The following is a 4,608-nucleotide window of genomic DNA, read 5'->3' on the forward strand; positions in this document are numbered from 1 at the left end:
GTGCGGTCCCCCTTGTTGTAGCGAGCCGGCCAGGGTTTTGCAACTAGGGCTACGCCGCCAAGGTCCCCGACCTGTTGAAACTGGCGAACAAGGCCGAGGCCGAGGCCGCGCTGACCCATGCGGCGGCGCTGCGCGCCCAGCAGAAGGCCGCGGAGGCCACGGCGCAGGAGGCCCGTGCCGGGATCGCCGCCCACGAGGCCGTCCGGCTCGCCGGGCTGGCCGCGATGCGGGCCGCGAACGCGTTCCAGGCGGCCGACCGCACCAAGGAGGAGGCCGCCGGCGCGGTCCGCGAGGCCGCCATGGCCCGCGTCCAGTCCGGCATCGCCGTGCGCGCCTCCGCCGCCGCCCGTTCCACCGCGGCGGGCATCGCCGAACCCGCGAACACCGCGATCGCGCTGACCGCCCCATTCGCCGGTAAGGACGCCGACGCGGACTTCGCCGCCGAGGTGGCGGCCGCCGCCGAGCAGATGGGCGCCGAGCAGGTCGCCTCCGCCGAGGCCAAGGCCACGGAGGCGATCAAGGCCGCGGAAGCCGCCGAAGCCGCCGCGAAGCGGGCCAACGCCCAGGTCGCCCCGGCGTACCAGGCCGCCGCCGAGGCCGCCCGGTCGGCCGCGAACGCCGCCCGGTCCGCCGCGGCCGCGATGAAGTCCGCCGCCGCCGCCGCGGAGGAGGGCGCCAAGGCACGCGCCGCGGCCGCCCGCGCCTCCCAGGCCGACGCCCAGGCGCAGGCCGACGCCAAGCTGGCCCGCGAGGCCGCCATCGCGGCCTTCGCCGACGCCACCGCCGCCCGCAACGCCGCGAACCAGGCCGAGGCCGAAGCGTCCCGCGCCCGAGGGGCCGCCGCCGAGGCCGACAGCCACGCCGTCGCCGCGGGCAGCGCCGCTTCGCTCGCCGAGAACGAGGCGGCCACCGCGCGGGGCGCCGCCGCCCAGGCCGAGAAGGACGCCGCCGACGCCGGGAAGTTCGCCGAATCGGCCGAGGGCCACGCCAAGTCCGCCGAGGCCGCCGCGAAGAACGCCAACACCTACGCGCGCGAGGCCGACGAGGCGGCCACCAAGGCCGAGGAGTACCAGCGCGAACAGGAGGCGAAGGCCCGCGAGGCCGCCGCGAAGGAGGCACAGCAGAAGGGCGACACCTCGAAGCTCACCCCCTGGGAGATCGAGGCCCTGAAGGCCGCGGGGATCTCCCCGGAGGACTACGAGAAGGCCCGGGCCCTCGCCGACAAGGACATCCTCGACTTCCTCATGGAGAACGGCGGCGAGATCATCGTCGACCTGCTCTTCGAGGACATCAAGAAGTGCTTCGTCGAGGGTGACTTCGAAGCGTGCTTCTGGACCGTGGTGGGCGCACTCCCCTGGGGCAAGGCCCTCCAGGTGATCAAGGCCACCCCGGCGATCACCAAGGCCCTCGTCAAGATCGTGGGCGGGCTGAACCACTTCCTCGACACCTCCGCCGCGGCGAAGAAGCTCATCTCCCGCAGCAAGGAACTGATCGACAAGCTCCGCAAGAACCCGCCGTGCCCGGACCCCGGCAACAGCTTCGTGCCCGGCACCCCGGTCCTGATGGGCGACGGCACGTACCTCCCGATCCAGGAGGTACGCGCGGGCGACAAGGTGCTGGCCACCGACCCGACCACCGGCCGCACCGGTCCGCACGCCGTCACCCGCCTCATCACGGGCGAGGGCGAGAAGTCCTTGCGCGTGCTCACCGTCGACACCGACGGCCCGGCGGGCGACGCCACCGCCGCTGTCACCGCCACCGACGGCCACCCCTTCTGGGCGGCCGGCCGGGGCGCCTGGGTGGACGCCGCCGACCTGCGGGTCGGCGACACCCTCCGCACGCCGGACGGCACCGTGCGCGAACTCGTCGGGGTCGACGCCCGTCAGGAAACCCTGCGGGTGTACAACCTGACGGTCGCCGACGTGCACACGTACTACGTGCTGGCGGGCGCCACCGCGCTGCTGGCGCACAACTCCACCTGCAAGCTGTTCGGCGCGGCCCTCAAGACCGCCGAGATGGCGAATCCGCTCATCGAGAGCCTGCAGAAGACCGGTAAGCTGCCCAGCCACTACGTCACCAAGGACCAGGCCAAGGCCGCCGGCTGGGAAGAGGGCAAGGCCCTGGGCAACCACCTCAAGGACGCCCAGATCGGCGGGGACGTCTTCGAGAACAAGGACGGCAAGCTGCCCGACTATCCGGGCCGGATCTGGTTCGAGGCCGACATCGGCCTCACCAACCAGATGAAGCGGTCCAAGCAGCCCGGCACCCGCCTGGTGTGGTCCTCCGACGGCCTCGCCTACGTGACCTTCGACCACTACGACTCCTTCTACCTGCTCCCGAACTGGAGGTGACCCCGATGCGGGTCGTCATCGACGGTGCCGCGGTCCGGACCCCGGCGGACGTGCACGCCACGCTCTCCCGGGCGCTGGACTTCGGCCCCTACTACGGGCGGAACCTCCAGGCCCTCTGGGACCGGCTCACCACCGACGTGGAGCGGCCCGTGGAGCTGGTCTGGCAGGACGCGGACCTCAGCCGGGCCGCCCTCGGCGAGATCCCGTTCGCCCAGTTCCGCGACCTCTTCCTGGAGGTCGAGGAACGCGACGCCGGCAACGCCCCCGGCGCCCGCTTCACGGTGACCTTCGTCTAGGAGGTCCCCCGGCCGCGGCCCGGACGACGGCCCGCTCCGGAACACGACGACGCCCCGCACGGAAGATCCGTGCGGGGCGTCGTCACCTCTCCGGGCGGGGCGGTCAGACCCGGGCGCGGGCCGCCTCCAGGGCGTCCTTGACCTGCCGGGCCACGCGGGCCGCGTCGGCGGGGACGTTCACCACGTCGGTGGTGTTCATGTCGATCACCAGCACCTCGCTCGCCGAGTAGTGCTTGTGCACCCAGTCGTCGTAGCCGGACCACAGGGTCCGGTAGTACTCGATCAGGCTGTCGTCCTGCTCGAAGTCACGGCCCCGCAGCCCGATCCGGTGCAGCACCGTCTCGAAGTCCGCCTTCAGGTACACCATGAGATCGGGGGCCTTGCGGTAGGGCAGGCCGTCGATCTCCTTCATCATCTCGTCGAGCAGGCCCTCGTACACCCGCATCTCCAGCGAGCTGATCCGGCCCAGGTCGTGGTTGACCTTCGCGAAGTACCAGTCCTCGTAGATGGAGCGGTCCAGCACGTTGTTCCCCTGCTTGTACGCCTCCTTGATCGAGGCGAACCGGGTCTGGAGGAAGTACAGCTGGAGGAGGAACGGGTACCGCTTGGCCTGGATCTCCTCGGGAGTGGACGTGTAGAAGAGCGGCAGGATCGGGTTGTCGTCCACGCTCTCGTAGAAGACCTCGCTGCCGAGCTCGGTCGCGAGCAGCTCGGCCACGCTCGTCTTGCCGATGCCGATCATGCCTCCGACGCAGATCACTGGCATTCCTCACTTCTCCCTGGCGGTCTTCCGATCACGGGCGGACGCACGCGCGCACCCCACCCCCCTGGGGCACCGGTGACCCGACGCCCGTGGCGCGCCCCACGGCCAGTGGCCCGCGGTTCCCCTCGGCCCCGGTCCGGTCCGCGGACCGCCCGCCCCGGAGCACAAGCGAAAAGCCGCCCCCTCATCCCTTGAGAGAACGGCTACCGGCCCGCGTTTCCGCACGGCCTGGACGACAGGACCGAACCTGCGGCCTGATGACCCCGAGACCGGCAGGTTACCCGAACCCCCCGGTCGGCCAGGAATCCCGGACCACCGGGCCGGCGGGCGGCGCTTCGGGGACACGAAAAAGCCGCCCTCCCACGGATGAGAGAACGGCTTCCGACCTGCGTTTCCGCGTGGTCGGGACGACAGGATTTGAACCTGCGACCCCTTGACCCCCAGTCAAGTGCGCTACCAAGCTGCGCCACGTCCCGGCTTGCTGACCTGGGGTTTCCCCCGCGTCGGCTTGCAGGAAGAACATTACCCCACTGAGCGGGGTGCCTCGGCACCCGTGATCGTCCGGCTTCAGAATGGAGTCGTGGAGACGAACGCGGGGCGGGACCGGGACGGGGCGGGGCGGGCGCGGAACGCGCGCCCGCGGGACGGGCTGGGGCGACCGCTGCCCTACGGGACGCCGGGGGTGGAGCGGCAGCCGGAGGGCGTGGTGCGGGAGCCGGCGGCGACGGTGCGGGAGGCGCAGCGGCTGCTGGACGCGGGGATGCCCTTCCACGCGCACGAGGTGTTCGAGGACGCCTGGAAGAGCCGGCCGGAGGCCGAGGAGGGGTTGTGGCGGGGGCTGGCGCAGCTCGCCGTCGGGCTGACGCACGCGGCGCGGGGCAACGCGGTGGGCGGGGCGCGGCTGCTGCGGCGGGGTGCGGCCGGGATCGGGGCGGCCGGGCCGGCGGGGTTCGCGCTCCGGCACGGGATCGACGAGCCGGGGTTGGTGCGGTGGGCCGGTGAGCTGGCGGGGCGGGTGTCGGGCGGGGCGGGTCCGGTGGACCCGGCGGTCGAGGCGCCCCGGCTGTCGGTGCGCGGCGGGCGGGGTACGGGCACCGCTGAGGGGGATCCGGGGGCCGGGGGCTGACGCCTGCCGTCCGGAGCCGCCCGGTGCCGCCCGCCCAACTGCCGGACGAACGGATTCTGCGGGAAGTCATCG

4 protein-coding genes and 1 tRNA gene are annotated in these 4,608 nt (G+C 72.7%); 3 read left to right on the forward strand and 2 right to left on the reverse strand.

The features are described from left to right. Positions 1–74: 74 nt before the first annotated feature. A complete protein-coding gene (locus tag ABTZ17_RS36350) occupies positions 75–2,351 on the forward strand; it encodes a polymorphic toxin-type HINT domain-containing protein (protein ID WP_352200100.1) in 2,277 nt (758 codons plus the stop codon). Between the two features lie 5 nt (positions 2,352–2,356). Continuing rightward, a complete protein-coding gene (locus ABTZ17_RS36355) occupies positions 2,357–2,647 on the forward strand; it encodes a barstar family protein (RefSeq protein ID WP_352200101.1) in 291 nt (96 codons plus the stop codon). A 103-nt stretch (positions 2,648–2,750) separates the two neighbouring features. Here ABTZ17_RS36355 and ABTZ17_RS36360 read toward each other — a convergent pair whose 3' ends face one another. Both ABTZ17_RS36360 and ABTZ17_RS36365 read right to left on the reverse strand, forming a co-directional pair. Then, on the reverse strand, positions 2,751–3,413 hold the full coding sequence (locus ABTZ17_RS36360) for a deoxynucleoside kinase (protein ID WP_352200102.1): 663 nt from the start codon (positions 3,411–3,413) through the stop codon (positions 2,751–2,753). A gap of 396 nt (positions 3,414–3,809) precedes the next feature. After that, positions 3,810–3,886: transfer RNA gene (locus tag ABTZ17_RS36365), tRNA-Pro, on the reverse strand. Positions 3,887–3,990: 104 nt separating this feature from the next. Between ABTZ17_RS36365 and ABTZ17_RS36370 the strand changes: the two genes are divergently transcribed. Further along, positions 3,991–4,536 (forward strand): DUF309 domain-containing protein, encoded by a 546-nt coding sequence (locus ABTZ17_RS36370; protein WP_352200103.1) that lies wholly within the window; start codon positions 3,991–3,993, stop codon positions 4,534–4,536. The last annotated feature ends 72 nt before the right edge of the window (positions 4,537–4,608 follow it).

This window comes from Streptomyces sp. NPDC097619 (genome assembly GCF_040302735.1).
Lineage (GTDB): Bacteria > Actinomycetota > Actinomycetes > Streptomycetales > Streptomycetaceae > Streptomyces.